Genomic DNA, 22,645 nt, shown 5'->3' on the forward strand with positions numbered 1-22,645 from the left:
GGCCGGTCTTCTGTCCTGACCCCCGCGACGCGCTCTGTTCGAGCGCCAGGTGATAACCATGCCGTTGCTCCTCGCGGTAACTTTGGCCGAAAATCGTTGTCTCGGCGAGTCTGCGACGGCGTGGTCAACCCTTGCTCAAGAATTGCGTGAACCGGGCGGAAGGTCAGACGCTCCAGGCTTGCAGCCGGAAAGCAGAATCGGCGAAAGCCAGTTCATGCCGTGCGCCGAACAGGAAGTGTTCGGCCAGCGTGGCACGGTCGGTGGGCGAGCACTGCTCGCCGAATTCATCGATCATGCTCAGATAGGCTTCCACGTAGTCGTGGAAACCGCTTTCCGGGCAGTACTGATCGATCCACGCCTCGTACCGCGACCCGGGCACGCACCGTTCCCGCAGATCGCGCGAGACGGCCTGGTGGAACCAGGTCATGGGCAGCAGCCCGCCGAACGCGGCGCCGAACGAGACCGCCGGGGCCGCCAGCATGAAGCAGGTGTGTGCATGGGTCGCGGGACTCACCGCCACGGTCCGCACCGTCCTGCCGAGCTCCGTCGCCAGGGCGGCCAGTTCGCCGTCCATCCTGCCGACCGCGTCCAGGGTGACGCTCGCCGCTCCGCTCATCAGGGCGCTGTGCGCGTCCTGGTCGGCGATCGCGGCCGTGCGGGCCAGCGCCCGCGCATAGGCCGGCACGGCATAGCGCGCGTCCTGCTCCGCGAAGTACCACAGCGAGTCCGCAGGCAGCGTGCCCTTGCGCAGACCGTCCCAGAAGGGATGCTCCAACACTGCGGCCAGCACCGGTTTCGCGATCGCCGACAGCTCGTCCCGCAGCATCTCAGCGCCCGCCGGCGGGATGGATGACCTGCCCGTTGACATTGCCGTTCGCCTCGGACGACAGGAAGACGATGAGCCGGGCCACATCGTCCGCGGTGCTCAGACGGCCGCTGGGCGTCTCCCGTACGGCGACCTCCAGCAGCGCCGGGTCCACCGCCTCCAGGCTCTCGGTCAGGGTGCCGCCGGGCGCCACCACATTCGCCAGCACGCCGTCGCCGGTCCACATGAGTCCGCGGACAAATCCGTGCAGGGCCGCCTTGGCCGCGCTGTAGATCTCAGAACCGGGGTTTCCGTGGGTCGCGGTGACCGAGGACAGCAGGACGACCCGGCCCCAGCCGCGTTCCCGCATCCCGCCCAGGGCCTGACGCACCGTCCACAGATGGCCTTCGACGTTCTCCCGGTACTTGGACAGCCAGAAGTCCATCGGGAAGTCCTGGTACTGGGGCATCTCCTGGGGGTTGATCCACTCCCAGGTCTGGGCGTTGGCCACCACCACGTCGACGCCGCCCCACCGGTCCTCGATCGAGCGCACAGCCTGCTCGATCGACTCGGGTACCGCGAGGTCGTAGGGGACCGCGCAGGCCCGGTCCGCTCCGCCGAGTTCCTGGACGAGCTCCTTCGCCGCCACCTCGTTGCTGTGGTAGGTGACCGCGACCCGTGCGCCCTCCGCGGCGAACACTCGGGCAGTGGCCCGGCCGATGCCCCGCGTGGCGCCGGTGACCAGCACCCGCTTGTCCGTCAAACCCAGATCCATCTCGAACTCCTGAGGCCGTTACCACAACTCCGCCGTACGGTCCCGCCCGCCGCCCCTGCCGGTCCGGCGCCACGGGCTCCCCGTACTGGAGCCTGGCACGGATTCCCGGCGCGCGCTCCTAGACCGGCCGGTACTCCAGCAGGGCGATGTCACCCGGGACCGGCTCGTTGGCCGGCGCGAAACCGGCTGCGGCGGTGAGGTGGTTCCATTCCTCGCGACTGCGCTCACGGCCGCCCAGCACGGCGAGGGACTCGACGTCGATCAGCTTGCCGATGTCCCACTCGCCGGGACCGCGCAGCAGGTTCTCCACGATGAGCAGCCGCGCCTCGCCGTTGCCGCCGATGGCCTCCCTGATCCGGCGCAGGATCAGCTCGGCCTTGTCGTCGGCCCAGTTGTGCAGCGTGTGCTTGATGAAGTATGCGTCGCAGCCGGCGGGCACCTCGACGAAGAAGTCGGTCGGGACGATCTCGACCCGGTCCGCCAGCCCGTCGTCCGCGAAGGTCTCCTTGGCGTCGGCGACCGTGTGGGCCTGGTCGGCCAGTACGCCGGTGACTCCGGCGTGGCGGCGCAGCACCTCGGCCAGGAACTGGCCCCTGCCGCCGCCGACATCCGCGATCCGGGGAAAGCGCCCGAAGTCGAATTCGGCGAAGATCCGGTCGGTACCGGGATAGTGGTTCTGCTTCATCGCCCGGTCCAGCACCGCGCCGCTGGCCGGATTGGCCTTGGTGTACTCGTAGTACGACATCCCGAAGACGTTGTTGAAGGCCGCTTCGCCGGTGCGGACGCTGTGCGCCACATTCTCGTACGGCCGCCAGAGGGTGGGGTCGGAGGCGAACAGGAACATGTCCCGGATGCCGTCGGTGGCGTCCGAAACCAGACCCGCCGAGACGGGCGTCAGTACGAAGCTGCCGTCGGTCCGCTCCTCCAACACGCCGGCCGCGGCGACCGCACGCAGCACCCGGTAGAGGGCGTCGGCATCCGTGCCCGTCGTCTCGCTGATCTGCGCGACGGTCCGCGGTCCGTCGGCCAGCGCGTCGGGCACTTTCAGCTCCACCAGCGCCCGCAGCGCCCCGATGACCCACTTGGCGTAGAGGAATCCGAGCACCTGCTGCTGTGGGGGGAGGCTCGCGTCGAACCATCCGGCTGTGCCCTGGGCCCCGGAAGCGCTGTCCTGCGCGGTCATCGACGTCCACCTCTCGTCCGGATCAACGTCCGCACAGGTTCGGGGCTCCGCCTCGAACCTCACTTGAACCACGGTGGAGGCCTGGTGGAACGGCGGGATCTAGCAGGCGTCAAGGTCCCTTCGAACCGGCACCCGCATGCTGCCGACGACTTTCGGAAGACAGACGGCTTTCAGAACACAACTGAGGGAGACACAGATGTGCGGCATCGCCGGCTGGGTGGACTTCGGGCAGGACCTGTCGCAGAAGCGGTCGGTGCTGCAAGCGATGACCGACGCGGTCGCCAAGCGAGGTGTGGACGACCAGGGGCTGTGGGTCAGCAGGCACGCCGCGCTCGGGCACACCCGTACCGCGATCATCGATCTGGCCGACGGCGTGCAGCCGCTCACGGTGGAGGAGGACGGGCGCCCCGTCGCCGTCATCGTCTACAACGGTGAGGTCTACAACTACAAGCAGCTGCGTACCGAGTTGCAGGGGCGCGGCCACCAGTTCCGCACCCGCAGCGACACCGAGGTGGTGCTCCGCTCCTACCTGGAGTGGGGCCCGGACTGCGCCAAGCGGCTGGAGGGGATCTTCGCCTTCGCCATCTGGGACCTGCGCCGCGAGGAACTGCTCCTGGTCCGCGACCGGTTCGGCGTCAAACCGCTCTTCTACCACCGGCTGCCCGAAGGCGTCCTGTTCGGCTCCGAGCCGAAATCCCTGCTGGCCAACCCGCTGATCCGCCCGGTCGTCGACGCCGACGGCCTGCGGGAGATGTTCGCCGTCGCCAAGAAGCCAGGGCAGGCGGTCTTCCGCGACATGCGCGAGCTGCTGCCCGGCCACACCCTGACCATCGGCAGCGCGGGCGTCGTCGACCGTACCTACTGGGAGCTCGAGGCCCGGCCGCACACCGACACACTGCAGGAGACCATCACCAACGTCCGCTCGCTGCTGGAGGACATCGTGCTGCGCGAGCTGGTGGCCGACGTGCCGCTGTGCACCGCGCTCTCCGGCGGCCTGGACTCCAGCTCGCTCACCGCGATCGCCGCCCAGTGGCGCTGGAAGCTGGACGGCGCGCGGCTGCGCACCTTCGTGACCACATTCGACGACTACGCCGAGAAGTTCCAGGCGGACGACGTCCGCTTCTCGCCGGACGAGCCCTTCGCGATCGAGGTCGCGGAGCACCTCTCCTCCGACCACGTCAACATCCGGCTGAGCAGCCACGACCTGATGGACCCGAAGACCCGTCTGGCGGCGCTGCTCGCGCAGGACGCGCCCTCGACGCTCGGCGACATGGACACCTCGAACTACCTCACTTCACGCGAGATCAGGACGCACTCCACGGTGGCGCTGGTCGGCGAGGTCGCGGACGAGATATTCGGCGGATACAACTGGATGTTCAATCCGGAGACCGTGGGCGCCGACGCCTTCCCCTGGGTGGCGCATGAGGCGCTGCAGCCGAGCTCCATGAAGGGACAGGGCCGGGGGCTCTTCGACGACGGGCTGCTGCAGAAGCTGGACATGCGGCGCTACTACACGGACTCCTTCCACGAGGCTGCCGCGGAGGCACCGCACCAGGAGGGCGAGAGCCCCGAGGAGTACCGGATGCGGGAGATCGGCTATCTCACGCTCACCCGGTGGATGCCGATGCTGCTGGACCGCAGCGACCGGCTCTCCATGGCCCACGGCCTCGAACTGCGGGTGCCCTACTGCGACCACCGGCTCGTCGAGTACCTGTACAACACTCCGTGGAGCTTCAAGACCTTCGACGGCCGGGAGAAGGCCATCCTCCGGGCAGCCGTGCGCGATCTGCTGCCGGCGTCCGTGCTGGAGCGCAAGAAGAGCCCGTGGCCGGTCACCCAGGATCCCGCCTACACGGCGATGCTGCACGAGGAACTGACCGCGCTGATCAGCGATCCGAACTCACCGATCCTGCCGTACCTGGACAACAAGGCGGTGGAACACACGTTGCGCAACCCGGGCGCCGCCAATGACTGGCCGAGCCGGATGCACATCGAGACGGCGCTGCAGTTCAACTCCTGGCTGTCGCACTACAACGTGGAACTGGTGGTCTGACGGACAGCCGATCGCGTGTCGTGCCGCCGTGCCGCCGATCAAGTCCCGCTCCAGTGGCACTCCGGTGCCGTTTTACACCATGGGCCGGAGGCCATGCCCTCACACGGATGCGAAGCAAACGAGGTGAAATCTTGTGGCGCTGACGATTGAAGCTCGAGGACTGGTCAAGCGTTTCGGAAAGAAGACCGCCCTCAACGGACTCGACCTGGAGGTCGAGTCCGGGAGGGTGGTGGCGGTGCTGGGCCCCAACGGGGCCGGGAAGACGACCTTCGTGCGGGCGGTGGCGACCCTCCTCTACCCGGACGAGGGTGAGCTGCGCGTCGTCGGCCACGACACCCGGCGAGAGCCGGAGGCGGTCCGCCGGGCGATCGGCCTCGCCGGCCAGTTCGCCGCCGTGGACCAGGCCATGACCGGCCGGGAGAACCTGGAGTTGGTGGCCCGGCTGTTCGGCCAGCGGGCCAAGCAGGCCCGCGCCAATGCCACCGCCATCCTGGAGCTGTTCGACCTGACCGACGACGCCGACCGGCTGGTGCGCACCTACTCCGGCGGTATGCGGCGCAAACTGGACCTGGGCGCCAGCCTGGTGAGCGCCCCGCGCCTGCTGCTCTTGGACGAGCCGACGACCGGGCTGGACCCGCGCAGCCGGCTCGATCTGTGGGACGCGATCGACGCCCTCCTCGAACAGGGCACCGATGTCCTGCTGACCACGCAGTACCTGGACGAGGCCGATCGCCTTGCCAGCCACATCGTGATCATCGATGAGGGGCGCACGGTCGCCTCCGGGACCCCTGCCGAGCTCAAGAGCAGGATCGGTGGCAAGGTCTTCGAGGTCCATGTGCACGACCGCGCGGACCTGCCCAAGGTCGCCGCCGCGCTGGCCCGCGAGAACGGCGCCGAGCCGCAGGTGGACGAGGCGACGCGGTGCGTCAGCGTGGCCGCGGGACCCGGCAACGACGACACGGCCCAGTGGCTGATCGCGGGACTGCGGTCGATCGAGGGAACGGCCGTGGATCTCGCCGACATCAGCGTGCGCGAGCCCAGCCTCGACGAGGTGTTCCTCGCGCTGACCGATCAGCGGCCGGAGGAAGAGGTCGGAGCCAACAAGCAGCACGCCCTGTCCGCCGCCGAATCGGTGTGACCGGATCCGGAAGGATGGAATGCCCATGACGACCGCGGTCGCCACATCACAGAGCAGGGCCGGCCTGCTGACGAGTACGGGGCTCCTGGCGAAACGGACCACGCTGACGTTCTGGCGAAGGACCGAACTCATCGTGCTGAGCGTCCTGCAGATGACGTCGATCATGCTGACCTTCCGCTACATCTTCGGCGGCGCCATCGGCACGAGTCAGGGCCTGGACTACGTCGACTTCTCCGTCCCGGGCTTCATCACCGCCGGTGTGCTCTTCCAGACGCTGGGCACCGCCATCGGGATGGCCGAGGACGTCGAGGGCGGCTTCATCGACCGGCTGCGGTCGATGCCCTTTCCGTCCTCGGCCGTGCTGACCGGCCGGGTACTGGCGGACACCGGGATCCTGGCGTTCGTCCTGGCGATCACCACAGGGGTCGGTTTCGCCGTGGGCTTCCGGCTGCACGCATCCGTCCTGAGCGGGTTGGCGGCGTTCGCGCTGTGCCTGCTGTTCGGGGTCGCCTTCAGCTGGGTCTTCATCGCCGTCGGGCTGTTCACCGGCAACGTCAAGTCCGCACAGGGCGTGTCGATGGTCGTCTTCATCGTGACCTTCGCATCGAGCGCCTACGTGCCGGTCGGGACCATGCCGGGATGGCTCCAGGCATTCGCCGAGAACCAGCCGGTCACCGTGATGGCCGACGCGGTGCGGGCGCTCACCTTGGGCAGCCACGCCCATGCTCTGCTCGGTCATGACGCCGGGTACTTCGTCTCACGTTCGCTGATCTGGACCGCCGGGATCACGGTTGTCTTCGCTGCCCTGGGCAGCGCCCGTTTCCGGCGCCGCTGAGAACACTGGAGAGCCATATGACGAGCGACACTCCCGCCTCCGCTCCCGAGTCCGCGGAGCTGGACCCACGGATCGTTCATGCGCAACAGGTGTACAGCCGCAGCAGGCTGGGGATCTACGACAAATGGGTGCTGGGGGTGTTCTGCCGTGTGGTGTGGCGCTGCCCGGCCGGAGTCATGCGGCGGCTCTACAACTCCTCCGCCGGCAACCGTCACCTGGACATCGGCCCCGGCACCGGTTACTTCGTGGACAAGTGCCGGTTCCCGACCAAGACGCCGGAACTCACCCTGCTCGACCTCAACTCCGAATGCCTTGACATGTCCGCGGGCCGACTGGCCCGCTACCGGCCGGCGATCTGCCAGGCCAATCTGATGGAACCGCTGCCACTGCCGAGCCGGCACTTCGACTCGGCCGCCATGAACCTCGTGTTCCACACCATCCCCGGCGGCTGGGACACCAAGGGCATCATCCTCAAGCATGTCGCGGAGACCCTCCGGCCCGGTGGTGTGCTGTTCGGCACCACCGTGCTCGCCGAGGGCGTTCCGATGAACAGGCTGACCAGCAAAATGGTGCTGGAGCAGCACCGGCGCGGCAACTTCCAGAACCAGGGGGACGACCCGGCGGGCCTCGAACGGCAGCTGGCGAAGTACTTCCCCGAGTACCGTGTGACGATTCGCGGTGCGGTCGCCATCTTCACCGCGACCGCCGGCTGACGTAAACAACAAGGAGTCGGCCCCAGCCTGATGGCTGGGGCCGACTCCTTGTTGTTCCCGCTCGCGGGTGACCCGGTCAGCGCACGGCGGCCCGACTCATGCCGCCGTCGATGAAGTAGTCGGAGCCGGTGATGCTCGGCACCTTGCCGGAGGCCAGCAACAGCACCAGCGCCCCGATCTCATCGGGCTCGATCATCTTGCCGGTGGAGAGACCGGCCATCTTGGGGACGGTCTCCAGGAACTCCTCGGTCGTGATCCCGAGCCGGCGCGCGATCTCCGGATTGGTCCACAGCCGCGTCCGCACCGGTCCCGGGGAGATGGTGTTGACGGTGACGCCCTGCGAACTGAATTCCAGGGAGAGCGATTTGCTGATGTTGGCCAGTGCGGCCTTGGCAGCCGAATAGTGGCCGAGTGCCGGGTCCGCCATGCTCGCGTTCATCGAGCCGATATTGATGATCGCGCCCCTTCGCTCGACCAGACTGGGCAGCGCCGCTCTGGTCGTCCTGATCATGCTGAAGACATTCAGCTCGAAGGTGTGGCGCCAGGTCTCGTCCTCGATGTCGAGGAACCCGGTCGCCAGCTTCACCCCGCCACCGACGTTGTTGACGAGAATGTCGACGCCCCCGAATTTGCCGAGCGCGTGTTCCAGCAGCGCCGTCGGTCCCGCCTCGGTGAGCAGATCGACCTCGAACACGTGCGGCGTGGCGTCCAGCAGCTCCGGGCTGATGGTCCGGGAACCGCCGAGCACCTGGGCGCCCGCCGCGGCGAGTGCCTGGACGGACGCCAGCCCGATCCCGCTGCCGGCCCCGGTGACCACGGCCGTTTTGCCGGTCAAGTCGAATTGCATCGGATCTCCTGTTCCTGGGACGCCGCGGGCTCAGCCCGGTCCGCGTTTCTCGGTGAGGAAGTGCCCGGTCGGTCCGTCGTCCGGAAGGGTCGCCACCTCGGCGATGAACCGGGCGGCAGCTTCAGGGAGTTGCTCCTGGGTCGGCATCATCCGGGTGCGCACCCGGCCCGGGTTCACGGCGTTCACCAGGACACCGGTCCCGGCGGTCTGGGCCGCCAGCATGGTCGTCAACCCGTTGAGCGCGCTCTTCGAAAGGGAGTAGCCGGGAGTACCGGCGAAGAGCCGGCCCCCGAAGTCGGCGGTGGTGCCGCTGGAGATGATCACCACCCGGCCCCATCCCCGCTGGACCATGGGCGGAACGAACTCCTGCAGAACGCGCCAGGTGCCGAGCAGGTTCACCCGCAAGGTCCGTTCGACGAGTTCCAACGGCACGGAGAGCGGATCGGTGCGGGCGTCCAGCAGTACGCCGGCGTTGCACACCAGCACATCGACGGGCCCGGCCTCCGAGCCGGCCAGCTTCACGCTGTCCGGATCGGTGACATCCAGTACGCACGACCGCACTCCGGGACCGATCCCGGCAGCCGCGGCCTGGCCCTCGCCGGCCAGCCGCGCGGCCACCACCACCTGGAGCTCCCGGTGGTGGAGCTCGGCGGCGACCGCGCGGCCGATGCCGCGGTTGGCTCCGGTGATCAGGGCGGTACGCGGCGGGGTCGCCGCGTTCTCACTGGTCATTCGTCACATCCACCCGGGTCAGCGAAATCGCATGGGCAGGTACTTGATGCTGTTCATGAAATTGGTCTCGGGGCGCACCGGCGTACCGGCGATCTCCAGCCGCGGCAGCAGGTCAACGATGCCTTCGAGGAACTGGCGCAGCTCCATGGTGGCCAGCGCGTTGCCGATGCACACATGCGGACCGCCGCCGCCGAAGGCGAGGTGCGGGTTGGGAGTGCGGGCGATGTCGAACCGGTCCGGGTCGGTGAACACCTGTTCGTCCCGGTTGGCCGACGTGTACCACATCACCACCCGCTCGCCCGCGCCGATCGGCTGGCCGGCGATCTCGGTGTCGACGAGTGCCCTGCGGGCGAAGTGGGTCACCGGAGTTACCCAGCGCAGCACCTCGTTCGCGGCGCCGGGCATCAGGGTGCGGTCGCCCCGTAACGCGGTCAGCTGGTCGGGGTTCTCCATCAGGGCGAGGACGCCGCCCGTGACGGAGCAGTATGTGGTCTCGCTGCCGGCCGTGATCAGCGTGGAGGCGAACAGCCCGACCTCGTCCGGGGTGAGCCGGTCAGGGAGCCCCAGCCGCTCACCGTTGAAGCGGGCGGACAGCAGGACGGAGAAGCAGTCGTCGGTGAGGTTCTTGGCTCGGTAACGGGCGAAGTCCAGCAGGTACTCGTAGATCTTCTGGAAGGAGTCCAGGCCGCCCTCGGCGGCGGCCGCCTCGTACTCCGCGTCACCCAGGTTCACCGTCTGGCCGGCCCAGCCGAGCATCATGGCCCGGTCGCCGGCCGGGATGTCGAGCAGCTCGAGCAGGACCTCGAAGGGGAGACGCAGCGCGATGTCCTCCGCCAGGTCGAACTCGCCCTTCTCGGCCACCTCGGCGAGCAGCGAGTCGACGATGCGGCGGATCGGCCCCTCCAGAGCGGCGAGCCGTGCCGGGGCGAACGCCTTGAAGGTCAGTTTGCGCAGTCTGGTGTGGTCGGGGCTGTCCAGGAAGGTGATGATCGGCGGGCTGGGGTCCACCTTGCGGATGGAGGTCATGGTGGTCGGGCTGGACGAGAACCGCTTGGTGTCCCGGGAGACCTCGGACACGTCCCGATGGCGCGTCAGGTACCAGAACCGCTCGCCGTCGGTGTCCTTGCCCAGCGGCAGCCCTTCGGAATGGCGCAGTTGGCGGAAGTAGTCGTAGGGGATCCCGTTGTTGAACACCTTGGGATCCATCAGGTCGAGATCGTTGGTGGCCATTGCTCGCCTTTCTCGTCGGCCCGCCGGTGCGGTGGCCGCTCGTCTCAGACCGGCCACGAGGGCTGTCCCGCGCAGCATTCGGCGAATGCCCACTCGTACCGGATGCTGAGGGAGAACTGGTCGATGATCACCCGGCGCTGGGCGGCCGAGGAGCTCTCGCCGACCCGGTCGGCCATGTCGCGGAAGGCCTGCACCGCGTACTGGTACGACTCACCGGGGTGGTAACTGCGAATCCAGGGCACGTAGCGCGTGCCGGGTACGGCGTTCCGCAGGAGGTTGTCGGACACCTCGGCGTTGAACCACACCATGGGCAGCAGCGCGCCGACGCCCGCATGGAAGGAAGAGGCGCTGGCAGCCGTGAAGAACGAGGTGTGCGCGTGGGTGGCCGCGTGGATCGCCGGCCGGGCGTCGAGTTCCGGCAGGCCGAGTTCGCCGGCCAGCGAGAGGTACGACGAGCGCAACTCGTCCCTGGCGTCCAGCGTGCCGGTGACCGACTGCCCGAACAGAAAGGTGTCCGCCTCGTCGGGCGCGACGGCCGCGCAGCGGGCCAGCGCGCGGGCGTAGGCCGGCAGCAGGAATCCGGCGTCCTGCTCGACGAAGCGTGCCAGTGACCCGACCGGAAGCGAGCCGTCCCGCAGGCCGGCCCAGAAGGGATGGTCCAGCACTTTCCGCAGCACCGGGCCGCAGATCTCGGCGAGTTCCTCGTACAGCATCTGTTCCCTCCCGCGCGCCGTGTTCTCCCGATGAGGGACCGTATCGACCACTGCTCGAATGAGCCTGGTGGCGTCCTGGACGGTTGACCGGCCGAACCGTCCTAGTCCTCCCGGCCGTGCCCGCGGTAGGACCGGTCGGAGTCGGCCAGTCGGCGCTTGAGGGCAGGCAGGTGATTGACGACGCGCATCGTGGTACGCAGCGCGGCCAGCAGGATCCGGCCGACGAACGGCTGGTCGGGCCCGGTGCCGCCGCCCGATTTACGGGACTCCTTGACGGCGTCGAACCCGTACTCGATCATCTTCGTCTCGTAGTCGCGGATGGCCGCCAGCAGCGGTTCCCGCCCTTCGTGGGCGGCGACGAGCATCCGGCACAGCAGCCGGGCGTCGCGCAGTGCCGTATTGGCGCCGACCCCCCGGCCGGGGGTCATGGTGTGGATCGCGTCGCCGAGCAGCGTGACGTGGGTGGTCTCCCACTGCGGAATGGGGACCGCGGTACGGATCTTGATCGGGAAGCAGCTGTTGGGGTCGGCGAGCTCGAAGAGCTTGCGCAGGTCTGGGTGCCAGTCCGTGGTGCGCTCATTGACCAGCCGGTACAGGTCGGGGCCCTTCATCTTCAAGGTGTCGTCCGGCAGCCGCTTGGCACGGGTGACATAGCCCCAGTTGATGTAGTCACGGGTGTTGTCGAAGGTCAGCCCGGGCCACTGCCCGAGGAGCTCGGCGTCGCTGGAACCGATGCCGTCCTTGGGGGCGCCATCGGCGTCCCAGGGGAACTCCATCGCGTGGTAGATGCAGAAGACGCCCTTGGGTGCGTAGATCATCGAGATGCCGCGCCGCATCTTCGGGGTGAGCAGCGCCACGGTCTCATCGGTGACCGGTACCTTGCCGGTGATGCCGATCGGCCCGCAGTCCTCCAGCCGGGCGTGCGGCAGGTACTGCCGCCGGACCCGCGAGTTGCTGCCGTCCGCCGCGACCAGCACGGTGCCGTCCACCGAGCTGCCGTCCTCGAAGAACGCCGTGACGGAACCGTCGTCATTGGTCCGGTAGCGCTTGAAGGTCTTCCCGAAGTGGACGACGTCCTGCAGGCCGGTCAGCAGTACCTGACGTAGCGTCATCCGGGACACGGACTTCTCGCTGTCGACCGCGTCGTCGGACTTGAAGCCGTCCAGCGACAGGACCTCCTTGCGCCCCTCGGTCAGGAAGTTCACGTACTCCGGCGGCCGCGCGCAGGTGGCCAGGAACGTGGCGTACAGATCGGGGGGCAGGCAGTCGCGCAGGGCGCGGGTGCCGTCCGGGTTGATTCCGACCCGGTATCCCTGCAGCCCGTCGGCCCGTGTGGCGTCCCTTTCGTAGACCGCGACACTGACTCCGGCGCGCTTGAGGCCGTGCGCCAGGCACAGCCCGCCCGTTCCCGCGCCGATGATGACGACATGCAGAGTGGAGGTGGGCGCCGACATGAGGAACTCCTCATCCAGGGGTGATCGACCGGACAGGGCCTGGGCCCTGGCCGGCCGGGAGTCCTGCGAGGCTCGCACCGGGGCACTGAGAGCCGGTCGAAGAATCCTGGACACGGAGTCGGGGGGCGGCCGGCCGCGACCGTCACGTCGCGGGTGCGCCCGCAGCGATGCTCTCCAGCTCTCCGACGACCTGCGCCGGTGCGGGTTGCCGGCGCATCTCCTCCTGCAGCCGTTGGGCGCTCTCCCGGTATCCGGGCCCGGCCAGCAACTCGGCGAGCCGCTCCCGGATCGGCTCCGGTCCGTCCACCGGCGCCGGGAGGACGACTCCGGCGCCCGCCTCGGCGAGCCGGCCCGAGTGCCGCACATGGTCGGGCAGCCGGGGAACGAGGAGTTGAGGCAGACCCTGGGACAGGGCGGTCAGCAGCGTCCCCGCGCCGCCGTGGGCGACCATCAGGTCGCACTGGGGCAGCAGCAGGTGCAGTGGTGCGGACTCCACCACGTCGACGCCGTCCGGCAGCGTGCCGAGCAGCTCCCGCTGGCCGCGCGTGCTCGCGACCACCACATCCACGTCGAGGCCGTCGATCGCCCGGGCCACGTCGCCGGCGAGGAAGAGCCCGGGATCCAGCCGGCCCATGGTGGTACCCCAGCTGATGCAGACACGGGGCCGGCCCGACCGTTCGGGCAACCGAGGCGGCGCCAGCCCCGGGCCGTTGTACGGGATGTACCGCATCGGCAGGCGCCGCGAGGCGGTGGGGACCTGCAGTCCCCCGGGGCACGGGTCCACGGTCCCCACCCCGAACGGGTCCACGCCGTCCAGGCCGAGCTTCTCGCTCAGCGGACCGAGCGCACCGGTCACGAACCGCCCGACGACGCTCATCAGATCGGTGCCGTAGAGATGGCGCACGGCCGGGATGCCCAGCTTGGCGGCGGCCAGCGGCCCCGCGAAGGCCGTGGGATCGAAGACGACCAGGTCGGCGCGCCATTCCCTTCCGAGCTCGACGAGGTCGTCGACCATGGCCTGGGCCAGGTTGCTCAGCAGGTCGAGGACGCGCGGACCGCCGCCGGATCCCGGCTGCGCGGAAGGCGGCGTCAGCACGATGTTCCGGAAGACCGCCTCCGCGTCCACATTCTGCCCGACCGGTGCGGCGGGCAGGCCGGTACGCAGAACGGCGTACGTGAGGGCCGGCTGACTGGCCATCAGCACATCATGACCGGCGACCCGGCAGGCCCACGCGAGAGGCACCATCGCGTAGAGGTGTGACGGCCACGCCCAGGAAGTGAAGACGATACGCATACCGCCATGGCAGCACGCGGCGCTTGCCGCTGCCTCCATTGCCGCTTGAGGGCTCGCCGCACCCCGGCCCCGGGTACGGAGTGCGGCGGCCCGGCGGACACGGCCGGGCCCCGCCGCTCCCAGGAGGGGAACGGCGGGGCCCGGCCGGAACTCTGCCCGGTGCTCAACCGGTCGCGGCCTGCCCTGAACCGCTGTCGGCGCCGTCGGCTCCGGCGCCGACCGCCGGTTCCTCGATCCGGATCGACCGGGTCGGACAGCTCCGCTGGGCGTGCAGCAAATCCTCACGCAGCTCCTGCGGCGGCTCCGCGTTCACGACGAGTACCAGGCCGTCCTCGTCCTGGTCGAACACCTGGGGCACCCGGTAGACGCACAGGCTGCTCGTCACACACGTGTCCTGGTTGGCGGAGACTCTCAGGCTGCCCACCGCCGTCACCAGGTCACAGGGACGTTGGTGTACCCGGCGAGGAAGCCGCCCTCGGGACGCACCAACTCGTCACCCGGGATGGCCAGTTTCAGTCCGGGGAAGCGCTGCAGCAGGCCCTCGGTCGCCTCCTGCAGCTCCATGCGGGCCAGTGCCGCGCCGGCGCAGAAGTGGATGCCGGCACCGAAGGTCAGGTGGTGGTTGTCCTCGCGCCGGATGTCCAGCTTCAGCGGGTCCTCGAAGACCTCCTCGTCGTGGTTGGACTCCTGGGAGAGCAGGACCGAGGAGCCCTTCGGGACGATGGCGCCGTCGGACAGTTCGATGTCCTCGACCGCGTACCGCAGCGTGCCCAGCGAGGTGCCCATGATCTGGTAGCGCAGCAGCTCCTCCACCGCCGACGGCACCAGCGACAGGTCGGCCTTCAGATCGTCGGCGACCTCCGGGCGGTGCAACAGGACGGCCATGCTGGTACCGAGCTGCGAGGCCGTGGTCACATAGCCCGCGATCAGCAGGGTCTTGACCCAGTTCTGCAACTGGTAGTCGGTCAGCTTGCCCGGGTCCTCCCGGCTGATCTCGATCAGCTCGCTGATCAGGTCGTCACCGGGCTGGGCCCGCTTGGAGTCGATCAGTTCGGTGAGGTAGTCCCAGTACTGCTTGCGGCACTCCTCGACCTCGTCCTCCGGCAGCCGGGTCACCGACAGATAGCCGTCGATCAGTCGGCGGAACTTCGTGCGGTCCTCCGCGGGCACTCCCAGCATCTGGCAGATCACCAGGATGGGGAGCGGATATGCGAACGCCTCCATCAGCTCGGCGGGCTGCGGTCCCGCCTCCATCTCGTCCAGCAGGTCGATGACGACCTTCTTGACGAACACGCGCAGCGCCTCGATGCGGCGGGCGCTGAACGCCCGCATCACCACGGAGCGCTCCTCCAGATAGCGCGGTGGATCGTTGTCGACGTTCGGGTCGCCGAACAGGTCGTTGCTGGCGGACACCCTCGACGCCCGGCCGAACGTGTTGCGGCTCAGCCGCTCGTCTGCGAACAACCGCCGTACGTCCTTGTACCTGGTGACCAGCACGGCGGGTTCGCCGCTGGGCAGAGTGATCTCCACGAGCGACCGCTCGCGCAGTGCCTTCCACTCCTCAGGGATGTCCGGGGTCGGGGCCCAGGGGATGGGGTAGCCGACGGGGCACGACTCACTCATACGGGAACCGCCCTCTCAATACACTCACCGCTTGTATCGCGCACAGCTTGGGCGCTCGGTCTGGTGACCGGCTCGAAGCCCGGTCGATACCCGCCCCACCGCACCCGCCCGAGGCGGGGACCACCTCCCAGCGGTAGCTATGAGGTGCCCTTCATGTCCGCCCCATGTCCGGCCGGACAGGCCCTAGCGCCAGTCGAGCAATCCTCGGTCCGCCGCTGCGAGATTGCCGCCGGTGAAAGGAGAACCGCCCATGACATCGACCGGAGCGGACCCTGGGACCGCAGCGGGGATCATCCGGCTCGGCACCGCGTTCTGCGACGCCAAGGCCCTGCTCACCGCCGTCCGTCTGGATCTGTTCACGGTCCTCGCCCAGAACCCGGCGACCGCCGGTGAACTGCGCACGCTCCTACGCCTGCACGGCCGCGGGCTGCCGGAATTCCTTGCCCTGCTGGCCGCCCGCGGCCTGCTGCGCCGGGACGTGGACGGCCGCTACCACAACGCCGAGGGCGCCGATCGCCATCTGGTCGCCGGCCGTCCGGGCGCCGTCACCGGCTTCCTGATCGGCGCGGACATCAATCTGTACGACGTCTACGGGCGGCTGGGAGAGGCACTGCGCACCGGCAAGCCGCAGGCCGACGGCGACTTCGCCGGAATGCTGCAGGACCCGGTGGCGGTCGACCGCTTCGCGCGGATGATGGACGGCCTCACCGAGGGGTTCGGCGCCAAGCTTCTGGACGCCCTGGACGGCACCAGGTTCCGCACCGTGCTCGACGTCGGCGGCTGCCGGGGCCATCTGACCGGGCAGCTGCTCGCCGCCCGTGACGACCTGGTCGGGCATGTCTTCGACCTGCCCCAGATGGAGCCGGTCTTCGACGAGCACATGGCCGAACTCGGCCTCACGGAACGGGCGCACTTTCACGCGGGAGACTTCTTCAGAGATCCGCTGCCGCCGGCAGACGTGATCATCTTTGGCCACAACCTGAGTGACTGGGACCCGGACCAACGCCGGCTGCTGCTGACCAAGGCATACACGGCCCTGAGCCCCGGCGGCACAGTGCTGGTCTACGACCGGATGCTCGGCGAACGCCGGGACGACACCGAGAACCTGGTGGCCAGCCTGAACATGCTGCTGGTCACCGAAGGCGGCAGGGAGTACACCGTCGCCGAGCTGGGAGCACAGGCCCGAGCCACTGGCTTCAGCTCCATCACCCACCGGCCACTGGCCGACCACGACACGCTGGTGTCGTGCCGGAAGGACTGACCGCCGCCGCGCCGCGCGGCGGGCCGAACTAAGGAACCATGGGGAGTGCAATGAGCAGTCAGATCTCTGGACAGCCGGCGACCGCGGCGGAATACCTTCCGCTTTCCTTCGGCTTCGCCCTGCACCAGATAGGCGCCGCCGTGTCATCGCTCGGCGTCCTCGACGCCCTGGCCGACGGGCCGCGTACCGCCGCACAGTTGGTCGAGGTCACCGACGCACATGCCGGCAGCCTGCGTCGCCTGCTGTACGCCGCCACGAAGGCCAAGCTGCTCACCGTCGACAGCGAGGGCTACCACCTCGCTCCGCTGTCGGCCTTCTTCGGCCCGCTGTCCGACTACCACGCCGCGCCCGAGATCTGGGCGGCCTGGGGAGCTTTCGAGGAGTCGATCCGTACCGGTGTGGACGCGTTCCAGATCGCCAACGGCGCACCGCTGTTCGACTACATCAAGACCAATCCCAAGCTCGCGGCCACCTTCCACGCCGCGATGTCCGCAGGCAGCGACGCCCAGGTGCCGGCGATCGTCGAGCACTTCGACTTCAGCCGGTTCAAGACCATCGTGGACTGCGGTGGCGGCAAGGGCACCCACCTGACCGCCATTCTGGCCGCCAATCCACACCTTCAGGGCACCGTCTTCGACACCGCCAACGGTGTGGTCGAGGCCGCTGCCGTGATCGAGGCCGCCGGGGTCGGTGACCGCTGCGAGGTCGTCGTGGGCTCGTTCTTCGACTCGGTTCCCGAGGGCGCCGACCTGTACGTGCTGAAGAACATCCTCCACGACTGGAACGACGAGGAGAGCGTCCAGATCCTCTCCAACATCCGCAAGGCGATGGCACCGGGCGGACGGGTGGTCGTGCTGTCCTCAGTACTCTCCGAGGGCGAGGACGAGGACCCGGGCGACGCGCTGGGCGGTGCCATCTCCGACATCGAGATGCTGGTGATGACCACCGGTCTGGAGCGCAGCCAGAGCGAGTATGCCCAGCTGTTCACCGACGCGGGACTGAAGCTCTCGACCGCGACCGCGCTTCCCTGCCCCTGGCTCTACTACGCGCTGGAGGCCACCGCCTCCTGAATCCGCAGCAGGGCAGTCGGTCGGGCGGGCCCGGAGCAAGCAGCTCCGGGCCCGCTCGGCGCTGCCCTGGCGAAGCCGATGCGACGCAGCGGCCCAGTGGCGCAGCGAGAAGCCGGCCCCGGCTTTCGACCGGGACCGGCTTCGTTTCGCGCTGTCACTTCCCGCGGTGGATCAGGTGTCCCAGGTCACCGGGAGCGAGTGGACTCCGTAGAAGACCTTGTCCACACCGGTGGGCACTTCCTCGGCCGGCACCGCGAGCCGCAGCCCGGGCAGTCTGCGCAGCAGGGCCTCGAAGGCAATCTTCATCTCCACCCGCGCGAGATGGGCGCCGAGGCACTGGTGCACACCGAAGCCGAACGCCATGTGCGGCGCCCCCTGGCGGCTCACGTCCAGCTGGTCCGGATCGGGGTACACACCGGGGTCACGGTTGCCCGCGGCCAGTGAGGTGACGACGGTCTCGCCGGCCCTGATCAGCTGCCCGGCGATCTCGGTGTCCTCACGCGCCGTGCGGGTGAGGCCGAACTGCACGATGGTCAGGTATCGCAGCAGCTCCTCGACAGCCGTGTCGAGCAGATCCTCGTTGGCCCGCAGTTTCGCGGCCTGGTCAGGGTTCTGCAGCAGGGCGAACGTGCCGAGGCCGAGCATGTTGGCGGTGGTCTCCAGCCCGGCGATCAGCAGCAGCGCGCTGATGCCGACGACTTCGTCGTCGTTGAGCGGACTGGTGCCGTGGTGCAGCAGGTCGCTGACGATGTCGTCCCCGGGCGCCGTGCGCTTGGCACGGACGAGTTCGCCCAGGCTTCCGTAGAGGCCGTCGCTGGCCTCGCGCAGTTGGTCGGCGTCGGTCTTCAGGGAGAGCATCGCCAGGATCCAGCGCTGGTACTCGGCCCGGTCCGGCTCGGGGATGCCGAGCATCTCGGTGATGACGCGGGTCGGGATGGGCTGGGAGAACCAGCTGACCAGATCGACGGGCGGGCCGTGGTCGATCATGGCGGTCAGCTGGTCGTTGATGATCTGTGTGAGTCGGGGAGTGATCTCACGGGTGCGCTTGCGGGTGAAGTACCGGCTGACCTGCCGGCGGTACCGGCTCTGCTCGGGAGGGTCCATCGCGGAGAACACCCCGGGCGGTACCTGGAGCTCCTCCTCGGGCAGCGGCAGGTCCGTCGCGGGGGTCACCTGGATGAGGGGCGGGCTGAAGCGCTGGTCCGCCAGCGTCGCGCGCACGTCCTCGTAGCGGGTGACGAGCCAGCCGATCCGCCCGCCCGGAAGCCGCAGACGGCTCAGCGGCCGTTCGGCACGCAACTGCGCGTATTCTTCCGGCGGATCGAGCGGGCAGCGTCGCTCGGCCGGCAGGTTCATCGGGTCGGGCAGCGGGATGGGCATCCACACACCTTCTTGCTGTGTCGTCGGGTCCGTACCGGGGCCGGGTAGGGCCTGTCCAGCCGGACAGACCCTGGCACCGGTCGGTACTCCAGCAGGGCGATGTCGCCCGGGACCGGTTCGTCGGCCGGCTCGGGGCCGGCCATCGGCGGTGGGACGGTTCCATTCCTCCAGGCTTCCGCGCACAGGTTCCCGGCTCCCGCTCGAACTCCGATGGGGATGCGGTCGACCGGTGCCGCCCGGGCGGGCGCGGCGGCCCCGTGGCGGCGGGTCCTGACTCGTCTGCCAGGCGTCCTTGAGGCAGGCCCGGTACTCATCGGGGGCATGTCAGTCAGGTGACGCGACATCCAGTGGTGTGGGAGCCCGGTACCGACCGACGGGCGGGGCCCCGACGGGTCCCGGTCACCCGCTCCCCGCGGGGCATGACATGACACTGTCCGCCACATACGAGGAGTAGACGCCATGACAGGAAGTCAGGCTGCCACACTGTTCTTGGGAATCGCCGTAATCCTGCTATTAGCCCGGCTGTTGGGCGCCGGCGCGAAGGCCATCGGCCAACCTCCCGTGCTGGGTGAGATCCTGGGCGGGATACTGCTCGGCCCCACGCTCTTCAACGGCGCTGTCGCCCGGCACCTCTTCCCTGCCTCGGTCGGTCCGTTCCTCTCGGCACTGGCCAACCTCGGGCTGATCCTCTTCATGTTCGTCATCGGCTTCGAGCTCGAACACTCCCTGGTGCGCGGCCGCGGCCGGATCGCCGCCGCGGTGTCACTCAGCTCGATCCTGCTGCCGTTCGGCCTCGGGGTGCTACTGGCGCTGCACCTGAGCCACCGTCACCCGGCCCACAGCACCGCCGGTTTCGTCCTCTTCTTCGGAGCGGCGATGTCGGTGACCGCCTTTCCGGTGCTCGCACGGATCCTGACGGACCGCGGAATGCAGCGCACACCCGTCGGCAGCCTGGCGCTGGCCTGCGCGGCCGTCGACGACCTGCTGGCCTGGTCGCTGCTGGCGGTGGTGACCACCATCGCCAGCGGTACCGGGCAGTGGCACACCCTGCTCGCACCGGTCTATCTGGCCCTGATGATCGGCGTGGTCCGACCACTGTTCCGGCGGCTGTTCGCCACGCACTCGACGTCCGGCCGGCTCTCGCCGCAGGTGCTGACCCCGGTGCTGATCGGGCTGATGCTGTCCTGCTGGGCCACCGAGTGGATGGGCGTGCACTTCATCTTCGGCGCCTTCCTCTTCGGACTCGTCATGCCGCGCGGCGGCCCGCAGGTCGTCCGCGAAGGACTGTTGAACAGCTTCGAGAACGTCGGCATGGTCTTCCTGCTCCCGGTCTTCTTCGTCACCGCCGGGCTGAAGGTCGACCTGTCGCACCTGAGCACGCGCGATCTGGGCGAGCTCGGACTGATCCTGCTGGTGGCCATCTCCGGCAAGTTCATCGGAGCCTTCACCGGGGCGAAGCTGCAGGGCGTCTCCACCCGGCACTCCGGCGTACTGGCCACCTTGATGAACACCCGCGGGCTGACGGAGCTGGTCATCCTCACCGTGGGCGTGCAGCTCGGCGTCCTCGACAAGGGGCTGTACTCGCTGATGGTCGTGATGGCCATGGTCACCACCTTCATGGCAGGACCGATCCTGCGGCTGATCTACCCGACCGAGCAGATTGAACGCGACACCCTGCCGGCATCGCTGGTGGTGGTGGAACCGAACCTGGAATCCGAGCGGGAAGCCGAGCGCGTCGCGCACTCGGCCTAGAAGTCGGGCCACACGGCAGCGGGCGGAGGGGGAACTCCCCTTCCGCCCGCTGCCGTGCTGTGCCGTGCTGCCGAGTGTGCACGGCGAACGGCTGTGGGCGGGGAGCCTCAGCTCCCGCCCCCGGCCGCTGGGCCGTTCCCGGGTCCTTCACGGACAACCGGTGTCAGGACGCCGCCCGCACCGCGCTCACTCGCCGGCCCGCCGCAGACCGAGCTTGGGGAAGAAGGAGAGATACAGCCCCCTCACTGCGCTCTCCTCGGTCATCGGCGCCGCCTTCTGCTCGTGCACCCGGTTGAGGTTGTTCAACGGGATGGGGTCGCCGCTCTCCGCGCCGGTGAGGTGCTGCTGCACCTTGGCGTAGACGTCCTGGGCGTCCTCAAGGTCGGCGATGCCGGTGATGATCCGGTCGAAGGCATCCTGGATGTTGAGCCCGTCGCGCTGCTGCTCGGTGAGACGCTGCGCGTTGTAGAAGTGGTAGTCCTTGCCGCGGTAGCTCTCGTAGAAGACGGACACCAGGACCAGCAGTCGCTCGTAGGCGTGGCGGTAGACCGTCCCGTAGAACTCCCAGGCCTGCTCCTCCGTCACCTCTCCGCGCAGCACGCTGGAGATGGAGGCGGCGGCCAGCATGGCGCTGTAGGTGGCGAGGTGGACGCCGGTGGACAGCAGCGGGTCCAGGAAGCAGGCGGCGTCGCCGCTGAGCAGGAAGCCGGGGCCGCCGAAGGACTCCGCGGCGTAGGAGTAGTCCTGCTCGACCTTGAAGTCGGCGACCCGCTCCGCGCCGGCGATCAGCTCCTGAATGATGGCCGACTGCTCGACCGACTGGTCGTAGACGGCCTGGATGCTGCCCAGTTCGGCGCGCTGCGCGTTGAACCTGTCCCTGCCGGTGACCAGCCCGATGCTGGTGGTGCCGTCGTGCAGCGGGATCACCCAGAACCAGCCCTCGGCCGTCGAGGCCACCCCGATGGCGCCCGCGGGGCCCTTGGGCAGCGGCTTGGCGCCCTTCCAGTACGTCCAGGCCGCGACGTTGCGGAAGACCTCGTGGAGCTTGCGGTTCTTCAGGTGCTTGGTGGCGATGACACCGTTGCGGCCGGAGGCGTCGACGATGTAGTCGAAGGCGATGCGGCCCTTACTGGCGGCGTCCTTGGTCTCGGCCCACAGCGCGGCCACCGGACGGTCCCCGTCGAATTCCAGCTCCTTGACGGAGATGCCCTCGACGACCTCGACGCCCAGCTCGCGGGCATGGTCCAGGAGGATCTCGTCGAACTCGGACCTGACGACCTGCCAGGCACTGGGGTTGTCATCGCCCATGGCGCTGAAGCGGACCTCCCACTCCTCGTCCCCCCAGAAGAAGTAGGCGCCTCCCTTGGGCTGGAAGCCGTGGCGTTCCACCTTGTCCCATACGCCGAGCAGCTCCAGGATCGGCCGGCAGGACGGCAGGATCGACTCGCCGATGTGATAGCGCGGGAAGCGCTCCCGCTCCAGCAGCGTGACTTCGAATCCCTCCTTCGCCAACAGGCCGGCCGCGGTGGCTCCCGCGGGTCCGCCTCCCACTACGAGGATCTGGGTCGACTCACGCATGGACATCTCCATCCTCCGACGAATGCAACTTCAGGTAGTGAGGGCACGCGATCGGCACACCGTGTCCCCACCGGGTGGAGGTCCGCTGGACGGGTGCTCGAAAGGGCCGGTCACCGGCCGGGCCAGCGGGCGGGACTCCCCCGATACAGGCCCGCTTCAGGCCAACAGGGGCCGAAATTGTACGCGCCGGTCGCTCGACCTGCGCTCAA

Annotated in this window: 20 protein-coding genes; 7 read left to right on the forward strand and 13 right to left on the reverse strand. The window is 68.8% G+C overall.

What is annotated here, in order from left to right; genetic code table 11:
* Window positions 1-163: 163 nt before the first annotated feature.
* The 3 genes from G3I60_RS25945 to G3I60_RS25955 all read right to left on the reverse strand — a co-directional run bounded on the left by G3I60_RS25945 (window position 164) and on the right by G3I60_RS25955 (window position 2,763).
* Window positions 164-826, reverse strand: a complete 663-nt coding sequence (locus tag G3I60_RS25945) for a TenA family protein (RefSeq protein WP_164293537.1) — start codon at window positions 824-826, stop codon at window positions 164-166.
* A gap of 1 nt (window position 827) precedes the next feature.
* Complete coding sequence (locus G3I60_RS25950) at window positions 828-1,580, reverse strand: SDR family NAD(P)-dependent oxidoreductase (RefSeq protein ID WP_138356812.1); 753 nt, start codon at window positions 1,578-1,580, stop codon at window positions 828-830.
* Between the two features lie 118 nt (window positions 1,581-1,698).
* Window positions 1,699-2,763, reverse strand: a complete 1,065-nt coding sequence (locus G3I60_RS25955) for a methyltransferase (protein WP_138356813.1) — start codon at window positions 2,761-2,763, stop codon at window positions 1,699-1,701.
* A gap of 196 nt (window positions 2,764-2,959) precedes the next feature.
* Here G3I60_RS25955 and asnB point away from each other — a divergent pair, with 196 nt between their 5' ends.
* From asnB to G3I60_RS25975, 4 genes are all read left to right on the forward strand, one after another.
* Complete coding sequence (gene asnB, locus G3I60_RS25960; RefSeq protein WP_164293536.1) at window positions 2,960-4,816, forward strand: asparagine synthase (glutamine-hydrolyzing); 1,857 nt, start codon at window positions 2,960-2,962, stop codon at window positions 4,814-4,816.
* A gap of 133 nt (window positions 4,817-4,949) precedes the next feature.
* On the forward strand, window positions 4,950-5,954 hold the full coding sequence (locus G3I60_RS25965; RefSeq protein ID WP_138356815.1) for an ATP-binding cassette domain-containing protein: 1,005 nt from the start codon (window positions 4,950-4,952) through the stop codon (window positions 5,952-5,954).
* Window positions 5,955-5,979: 25 nt separating this feature from the next.
* Entirely contained in the window at window positions 5,980-6,789 is an 810-nt protein-coding gene (locus G3I60_RS25970; protein WP_138356816.1) for an ABC transporter permease, read from the forward strand.
* 17 nt (window positions 6,790-6,806) lie between these two features.
* Entirely contained in the window at window positions 6,807-7,502 is a 696-nt protein-coding gene (locus G3I60_RS25975; RefSeq protein WP_138356817.1) for a class I SAM-dependent methyltransferase, read from the forward strand.
* A 76-nt stretch (window positions 7,503-7,578) separates the two neighbouring features.
* Here the strand turns inward: G3I60_RS25975 and G3I60_RS25980 are convergent, their stop codons facing one another.
* The 8 genes from G3I60_RS25980 to G3I60_RS26015 all read right to left on the reverse strand — a co-directional run bounded on the left by G3I60_RS25980 (window position 7,579) and on the right by G3I60_RS26015 (window position 15,395).
* Window positions 7,579-8,349, reverse strand: coding sequence for an SDR family NAD(P)-dependent oxidoreductase (locus tag G3I60_RS25980; protein ID WP_164293535.1), 771 nt, complete (start codon window positions 8,347-8,349; stop codon window positions 7,579-7,581).
* Window positions 8,350-8,379: 30 nt separating this feature from the next.
* Window positions 8,380-9,081 carry an SDR family NAD(P)-dependent oxidoreductase gene (locus G3I60_RS25985; RefSeq protein ID WP_164293534.1) on the reverse strand — a complete coding sequence of 234 codons (702 nt, stop codon included), beginning with the start codon at window positions 9,079-9,081 and terminating at the stop codon, window positions 8,380-8,382.
* A gap of 18 nt (window positions 9,082-9,099) precedes the next feature.
* Complete coding sequence (locus G3I60_RS25990) at window positions 9,100-10,311, reverse strand: cytochrome P450 (RefSeq protein WP_164293533.1); 1,212 nt, start codon at window positions 10,309-10,311, stop codon at window positions 9,100-9,102.
* Window positions 10,312-10,355: 44 nt separating this feature from the next.
* Entirely contained in the window at window positions 10,356-11,024 is a 669-nt protein-coding gene (locus tag G3I60_RS25995; protein WP_138356821.1) for a TenA family protein, read from the reverse strand.
* A gap of 101 nt (window positions 11,025-11,125) precedes the next feature.
* Window positions 11,126-12,478, reverse strand: a complete 1,353-nt coding sequence (locus tag G3I60_RS26000) for an NAD(P)/FAD-dependent oxidoreductase (protein WP_164293532.1) — start codon at window positions 12,476-12,478, stop codon at window positions 11,126-11,128.
* Between the two features lie 142 nt (window positions 12,479-12,620).
* Window positions 12,621-13,811, reverse strand: a complete 1,191-nt coding sequence (locus G3I60_RS26005) for a nucleotide disphospho-sugar-binding domain-containing protein (RefSeq protein ID WP_331284073.1) — start codon at window positions 13,809-13,811, stop codon at window positions 12,621-12,623.
* A gap of 124 nt (window positions 13,812-13,935) precedes the next feature.
* Window positions 13,936-14,196 carry a ferredoxin gene (locus tag G3I60_RS26010; RefSeq protein WP_244809609.1) on the reverse strand — a complete coding sequence of 87 codons (261 nt, stop codon included), beginning with the start codon at window positions 14,194-14,196 and terminating at the stop codon, window positions 13,936-13,938.
* A gap of 5 nt (window positions 14,197-14,201) precedes the next feature.
* Window positions 14,202-15,395, reverse strand: a complete 1,194-nt coding sequence (locus G3I60_RS26015; protein WP_164293531.1) for a cytochrome P450 — start codon at window positions 15,393-15,395, stop codon at window positions 14,202-14,204.
* Window positions 15,396-15,645: 250 nt separating this feature from the next.
* On the opposite strand from G3I60_RS26015, the gene G3I60_RS26020 reads away from it, so the two are divergent.
* Window positions 15,646-16,656 (forward strand): methyltransferase, encoded by a 1,011-nt coding sequence (locus G3I60_RS26020; RefSeq protein WP_138356825.1) that lies wholly within the window; start codon window positions 15,646-15,648, stop codon window positions 16,654-16,656.
* A 50-nt stretch (window positions 16,657-16,706) separates the two neighbouring features.
* Complete coding sequence (locus G3I60_RS26025) at window positions 16,707-17,726, forward strand: methyltransferase (protein ID WP_164293530.1); 1,020 nt, start codon at window positions 16,707-16,709, stop codon at window positions 17,724-17,726.
* 171 nt (window positions 17,727-17,897) lie between these two features.
* Here the strand turns inward: G3I60_RS26025 and G3I60_RS26030 are convergent, their stop codons facing one another.
* On the reverse strand, window positions 17,898-19,106 hold the full coding sequence (locus G3I60_RS26030; protein WP_164293529.1) for a cytochrome P450: 1,209 nt from the start codon (window positions 19,104-19,106) through the stop codon (window positions 17,898-17,900).
* A gap of 459 nt (window positions 19,107-19,565) precedes the next feature.
* On the opposite strand from G3I60_RS26030, the gene G3I60_RS26035 reads away from it, so the two are divergent.
* The gene (locus tag G3I60_RS26035) at window positions 19,566-20,858 is read left to right on the forward strand and encodes a cation:proton antiporter (protein WP_164607787.1); all 1,293 of its coding nucleotides are present in this window, start codon (window positions 19,566-19,568) and stop codon (window positions 20,856-20,858) included.
* Between the two features lie 186 nt (window positions 20,859-21,044).
* Here G3I60_RS26035 and G3I60_RS26040 read toward each other — a convergent pair whose 3' ends face one another.
* On the reverse strand, window positions 21,045-22,436 hold the full coding sequence (locus G3I60_RS26040) for an NAD(P)/FAD-dependent oxidoreductase (protein WP_138356829.1): 1,392 nt from the start codon (window positions 22,434-22,436) through the stop codon (window positions 21,045-21,047).
* Window positions 22,437-22,645 lie beyond the last annotated feature (209 nt).

The organism is Streptomyces sp. SID13666, assembly GCF_010548325.1.
GTDB classification, from domain to species: Bacteria; Actinomycetota; Actinomycetes; order Streptomycetales; family Streptomycetaceae; genus Actinacidiphila; species Actinacidiphila fildesensis.

Bases quoted from the DNA above. Each gene is read 5' to 3' on its own strand.
- G3I60_RS25945 (WP_164293537.1), bottom strand. From the start codon at position 826: ATGCTGCGGGACGAGCTGTCGGCGATCGCGAAACCGGTGCTGGCCGCA.
- G3I60_RS25950 (WP_138356812.1), bottom strand. From the start codon at position 1,580: ATGGATCTGGGTTTGACGGACAAGCGGGTGCTGGTCACCGGCGCCACG.
- G3I60_RS25955 (WP_138356813.1), bottom strand. From the start codon at position 2,763: ATGACCGCGCAGGACAGCGCTTCCGGGGCCCAGGGCACAGCCGGATGG.
- asnB (WP_164293536.1), top strand. From the start codon at position 2,960: ATGTGCGGCATCGCCGGCTGGGTGGACTTCGGGCAGGACCTGTCGCAG.
- G3I60_RS25970 (WP_138356816.1), top strand. From the start codon at position 5,980: ATGACGACCGCGGTCGCCACATCACAGAGCAGGGCCGGCCTGCTGACG.
- G3I60_RS25975 (WP_138356817.1), top strand. From the start codon at position 6,807: ATGACGAGCGACACTCCCGCCTCCGCTCCCGAGTCCGCGGAGCTGGAC.
- G3I60_RS25980 (WP_164293535.1), bottom strand. From the start codon at position 8,349: ATGCAATTCGACTTGACCGGCAAAACGGCCGTGGTCACCGGGGCCGGC.
- G3I60_RS25985 (WP_164293534.1), bottom strand. From the start codon at position 9,081: ATGACCAGTGAGAACGCGGCGACCCCGCCGCGTACCGCCCTGATCACC.
- G3I60_RS25990 (WP_164293533.1), bottom strand. From the start codon at position 10,311: ATGGCCACCAACGATCTCGACCTGATGGATCCCAAGGTGTTCAACAAC.
- G3I60_RS25995 (WP_138356821.1), bottom strand. From the start codon at position 11,024: ATGCTGTACGAGGAACTCGCCGAGATCTGCGGCCCGGTGCTGCGGAAA.
- G3I60_RS26000 (WP_164293532.1), bottom strand. From the start codon at position 12,478: ATGTCGGCGCCCACCTCCACTCTGCATGTCGTCATCATCGGCGCGGGA.
- G3I60_RS26005 (WP_331284073.1), bottom strand. From the start codon at position 13,811: ATGGAGGCAGCGGCAAGCGCCGCGTGCTGCCATGGCGGTATGCGTATC.
- G3I60_RS26015 (WP_164293531.1), bottom strand. From the start codon at position 15,395: ATGAGTGAGTCGTGCCCCGTCGGCTACCCCATCCCCTGGGCCCCGACC.
- G3I60_RS26020 (WP_138356825.1), top strand. From the start codon at position 15,646: ATGACATCGACCGGAGCGGACCCTGGGACCGCAGCGGGGATCATCCGG.
- G3I60_RS26025 (WP_164293530.1), top strand. From the start codon at position 16,707: ATGAGCAGTCAGATCTCTGGACAGCCGGCGACCGCGGCGGAATACCTT.
- G3I60_RS26030 (WP_164293529.1), bottom strand. From the start codon at position 19,106: ATGCCCATCCCGCTGCCCGACCCGATGAACCTGCCGGCCGAGCGACGC.
- G3I60_RS26035 (WP_164607787.1), top strand. From the start codon at position 19,566: ATGACAGGAAGTCAGGCTGCCACACTGTTCTTGGGAATCGCCGTAATC.
- G3I60_RS26040 (WP_138356829.1), bottom strand. From the start codon at position 22,436: ATGCGTGAGTCGACCCAGATCCTCGTAGTGGGAGGCGGACCCGCGGGA.